We start from the raw sequence: 4,132 nt of genomic DNA, 5'->3' as shown, positions 1-4,132 counted from the left end.
TGGTGCTGCTGGTGCTGGCTTGCCGCTCTGGTCGCCGGGGTCGTTGCCAGGAGGAAACCGGGCGCGACTCGCCACGCGAACATGGTCCTATGCGGGTGGGTGGCAGCGTCCACCGCGTACTATTTCCGGCATGTCGGATGCGTTTATCGGGCAAGATGGTGGCACCACTTCGGCGCCGTCACGACCTCGGGTGTGTACTTCATCACGTAGAGTGGGATGGTGTCCGAACCGCCTTTCGTTCGCGTCCGGGTTGCCGCCGCTCGGACCATTCGATCCTGATTCCCGGATGTGTGATGACGGCCAGTGTYGTGCCGCCGTCGGCCGCTGAAGCCGACTCCGTCGAGGGCTCCGCGCTGATCCGGGTCCTCGTAGTAGATGATCATGAGTTGTTCCTTCAGGGCCTGCAGACGGTCCTGGAGATCGAGGAGGACATCAGCGTCGTCGGCCGGGCCGGTAACGGTCAAGAGGCTCTGACCTTGGCCTCCGGGACATCGCCGGACATCGTCCTGATGGATGTCCGGATGCCGGGCCGGGACGGGATCGCCGCGGCGGGTGCCATCAAACGTGCTGTTCCGCGCACGCGTATCGTGATGCTCACGGTCTCGGACGAGGAGTCTGACCTGTTCGAGGCGATCAAGGCGGGTGCGGTCGGGTACCTGCTGAAGTCGATTCCGCYGCACGAGGTGGCCGACGCGGTGCGGGCTGTCCACAATGGGCAGAGCCTGATCAGTCCTTCGATGGCATCGAAGTTGATGGTCGAGTTCGCCACGATGGCCCGGGGTACCGAGGACCGTCCTCGGGCGCACGCCCCRCACCTGACCGCGCGAGAACTCGAGGTACTGAAGCTGGTCGCTGAGGGGCGCGCGAACCGCGAGATTGCCCGCAAGCTGTTCATCAGTGAGAACACGGTCAAGAACCACGTTCGTAACATCMTGGACAAACTGCAGCTGCACTCGCGGATGGAGGCCGTGATGTACGCGGTTCGTCAGGGGCTGTTCGACATCGAGTGAGCCCGGCGGGGCCGCACGGTTGCCACGGTGGGCCTCTGTCCGCCAACCCGCGGGGCCTGGTCGGCGGGATATTGCTCTGGGGTGGGTGACGGGACTTGAACCCGCGGCCACCGGGACCACAACCCGGTGCTCTACCAGCTGAGCTACACCCACCAGAACCTGGCTGCCATGCCGAAGGAGGAGACCCGGCCGGACCGGAGATCCTCCGACCGGTGCGAATCCGGGATATTCCGAATCCGGGACGTTCCACCCACGCCGCCTGACCAAGCGAAGCTATCGTACCGGTCCGCGCCACTGGATGGGCAAGGGGGTTACCCCGGTCATGCCCGCCGCGCTCTGCGAGATCACTGCCCGTTCAGGCGGGCGGTGGAAGGTCTCCCGTCCAGCCGCGCGGGTGAACCGGCCGGGTCGTCCGGTTGCGGGTGCTCGGAGCCTCCGGCGGTCAGGGAGGCCAGCGACGCATCGGCCTGGTCGCGGATCTCGGCGGCGATCGCGCGGGCCTGCTCGGTGCCCGGCCCCGGCTGGGGAACGAACACGGCCCGTCGGTAGTAGCGCAGCTCCTCGATGCTCTCCTGGATGTCCGCCAGGGCCCGGTGGCCGCCGCGTTTGACCGGAGCCGCGTAGTAGGCCCGCACGTACCAGCGGCGGGCGAGCTCCTTGATCGACGAAACGTCGATCATGCGGTAGTGCAGGTGAGCGTCCAGCGACGGCAGATAGCGTGCGAGGAAGGTGCGGTCCGTGGCGATCGAGTTGCCGCACAACGGGGCCTTGCGCACCTCGGGAATCCGGGTGCGGACGTAGTCGAGGAGCTGGCGCTCCGCGTCGTCGAGGGACAAGGTGGACGCCCGGACGGCGGCGGTCAGGCCCGAGGCCTCGTGCATCTCGCGGACGACCGGCTCCATGGTCTGCAGCGCCTCYTCCGGCGCCGAGATGACCAGGTCGATGCCCTCGTCGAGGATGTTGAGCTCACTGTCCGTGACCAAGCAGGCCACTTCCAGGAGTAGATCCGACGCGGCGTCCAGGCCGGTCATCTCGCAGTCGATCCACACTAGTCGATCCATCCCGCTGACACTATGGTCTGCGGTCGCCGTCGTCACGTGCACCCTCGGGTTCTCGTCGTATGGCTGAGTGCCCGCTCCGTCGAGATCATCCTATAGTCCCTGCTCCGTTACTGACGGTGAAGCTGATGGAGATCTGAGTGTTCCCGGCTCCGACCAGGATCGCGGTCAGGGTGTACAGCCCGTCCGGGACCTCGGAGGTCTGCCATCCGCCGGGATGCGGCGTGAACAGGTACGGCGGGCCTGGGAGATCCCGCCGGTACGGCCCGGTCGGTCCGTTCAGCACGTACGTCAGGGGGCCGGCGTAGCCCGTCGTTTCCACCCGGATGATGCGGAAGCCGGAGATGGTCTCGCCCTGGTGGATGCCGGCGAAGGTGAACGGTGCGACGGACATCGTCGACGACGGCGTGGGCATGGCGCCCGGGCCGGACCGGGATGGACGACCGTCGGGTGCGGGGGATGCCGCCGGGGTCGGACCGGACCGGGGTTCCTGGCTGTGATAGCCGAACACCAGGATCGGCATCAGGACCAGGGCAGCGAAGAACAGCGCAAGACCGACCCAACCCCGCCTGAGGGCATCCACGCTGACTGCGTCCCTCCGCCATGCCGCCCATGGGTTCGGGTCACTTTAATGGGCGGGAAGGTGATCGACTCCCGCGGCCTGGGACCGACCGGGATCGAAGCGCGCAGTCGGGCCGGGGGAGGGAGGAAGTGGGCCGACGGCGGGTTGACGGGCACGCCGCCCGCCGCGGCGTCGGATCGGTATGGGTTGTCCGGATCGGCATGGGTTGTCCGGATCGGCGCGGGAGGCGCAGCCGCTTGTCGATGCGGCTGCCGAGGGCAGAACGATCTAGCGGGTGCGCCTGCGCCGGCCGGGTGGCCGGTTCGGCGGATGGGCGGGCCCGCGATTGTCCCGCGGTCGCTGGCGCACCCCTTGCCGACTGAGCCCCAGGATGCGCTGCTGTGCGATGCGCTCCTGCCGAAGACAGCGACCACGATCCACGCCCCGACCGTAGCCGCCATCTGCGTCTTCCGCGTCCCTCGTCACATGGTGTTTACCTTGTCCCCGGCGTGTCGCTGGCTCTCGCTCACCCTCCTCCCCGGCCCCTGGGCCGCCCCTGGTCGGCCTTCGGACGRCCGGTGACCCTCAGGGCCGGCGGGTGACCCTCAGGGCCGGCGGGTGACCCTCAGGGCCGGCGGGTGACCCTCAGGGCCGGCGGGTGACCCTCAGGCGGCCAGCGGGGTGGAGGAGCGCCCGCCGTGGCCCGGCCGGTCGGCGCGCCCGGTGGCGAAGGCGGGCTCCAGGGCCAGGTCCAGCACCTCCCGGACGTCGGTCACCAGGTGGACGGTGAGCGCGTCGCGCACCGGCGCCGGGACGTCGTCCAGGTCCGGGCCGTTACGCGCCGGCAGCAGCACCGTGGTGATGCCGGCGCGGTGCGCGGCGAGCAGCTTCTGCTTCACCCCGCCGATCGGCAGCACGCGCCCGGTCAGCGACACCTCGCCGGTCATCGCCACATCCGCCCGGACCGGCCGACCGGACAGCAGCGACGCCAGGGCCGTCGTCATCGTTACCCCGGCGCTCGGCCCGTCCTTCGGCACCGCACCCGCGGGGATGTGCACGTGGACACCGCGGTCGGCCAGATCGCCGACGGGAAGTTCCAGCTCCACCCCGCGCGAGCGCAGGTAGGACAGCGCGATCTGCGCCGACTCCTTCATCACGTCGCCGAGCTGCCCGGTCAGGGTGATCCCGGCCCCGCCGGTCTCCGGGTCGGCCAGCGACGCCTCGACGAACAGGACGTCACCGCCGGCGCCGGTCACCGCCAGGCCCGTCGCCACTCCCGGGAGGGCGGTGCGCTCCGCCGACTCCGGGGTGTGCCGCGGCCGGCCGATGTAGCCGGGCAGGTTCCCGGCATCGATCGTCACCGGCAGGGTGGCCTCGCCGAGCGCCACCCGGGCGACGATCTTGACGGGGTAGAGAAAAGTTGCGATGACCCCAGATGTGGCAGGGGACCCCAGCGAGGCCCGCATGCTCGGGGCTTCGCCGGGGTCCCAAGGGCCAGCCGA

At 69.5% G+C, this 4,132-nt stretch carries 5 protein-coding genes and 1 tRNA gene; 2 read left to right on the top strand and 4 right to left on the bottom strand.

What is annotated here, in order from left to right; genetic code table 11:
* Together CcI156_RS26305 and CcI156_RS18660 are read left to right on the top strand one after the other, a co-directional pair.
* The coding region (locus CcI156_RS26305; RefSeq protein ID WP_217697719.1) for a hypothetical protein at positions 1-210 on the top strand (210 nt) is incomplete at its 5' end.
* An 83-nt stretch (positions 211-293) separates the two neighbouring features.
* Positions 294-1,010 (top strand): response regulator transcription factor, encoded by a 717-nt coding sequence (locus CcI156_RS18660; protein WP_076807200.1) that lies wholly within the window; start codon positions 294-296, stop codon positions 1,008-1,010.
* Between the two features lie 77 nt (positions 1,011-1,087).
* Here CcI156_RS18660 and CcI156_RS18655 read toward each other — a convergent pair.
* The 4 genes from CcI156_RS18655 to CcI156_RS18635 all read right to left on the bottom strand — a co-directional run.
* Positions 1,088-1,163, bottom strand: a tRNA-His gene (locus tag CcI156_RS18655).
* 191 nt (positions 1,164-1,354) lie between these two features.
* Positions 1,355-2,071 carry an oligoribonuclease gene (gene orn, locus CcI156_RS18650; RefSeq protein ID WP_236707320.1) on the bottom strand — a complete coding sequence of 239 codons (717 nt, stop codon included), beginning with the start codon at positions 2,069-2,071 and terminating at the stop codon, positions 1,355-1,357.
* Positions 2,072-2,156: 85 nt separating this feature from the next.
* Positions 2,157-2,651, bottom strand: coding sequence for a hypothetical protein (locus CcI156_RS18645; protein WP_011435491.1), 495 nt, complete (start codon positions 2,649-2,651; stop codon positions 2,157-2,159).
* A gap of 644 nt (positions 2,652-3,295) precedes the next feature.
* The coding region (locus tag CcI156_RS18635) for a S16 family serine protease (RefSeq protein ID WP_277870110.1) at positions 3,296-4,132 on the bottom strand (837 nt) is incomplete at its 5' end.

Origin of the sequence: Frankia sp. CcI156, assembly GCF_001983015.1 — a bacterium.
GTDB lineage: Bacteria > Actinomycetota > Actinomycetes > Frankiales > Frankiaceae > Frankia > Frankia casuarinae.
The sequence above is the reverse complement of the archived record's forward strand: the minus strand, read 5'-3'. Positions and strand labels throughout refer to the sequence as shown.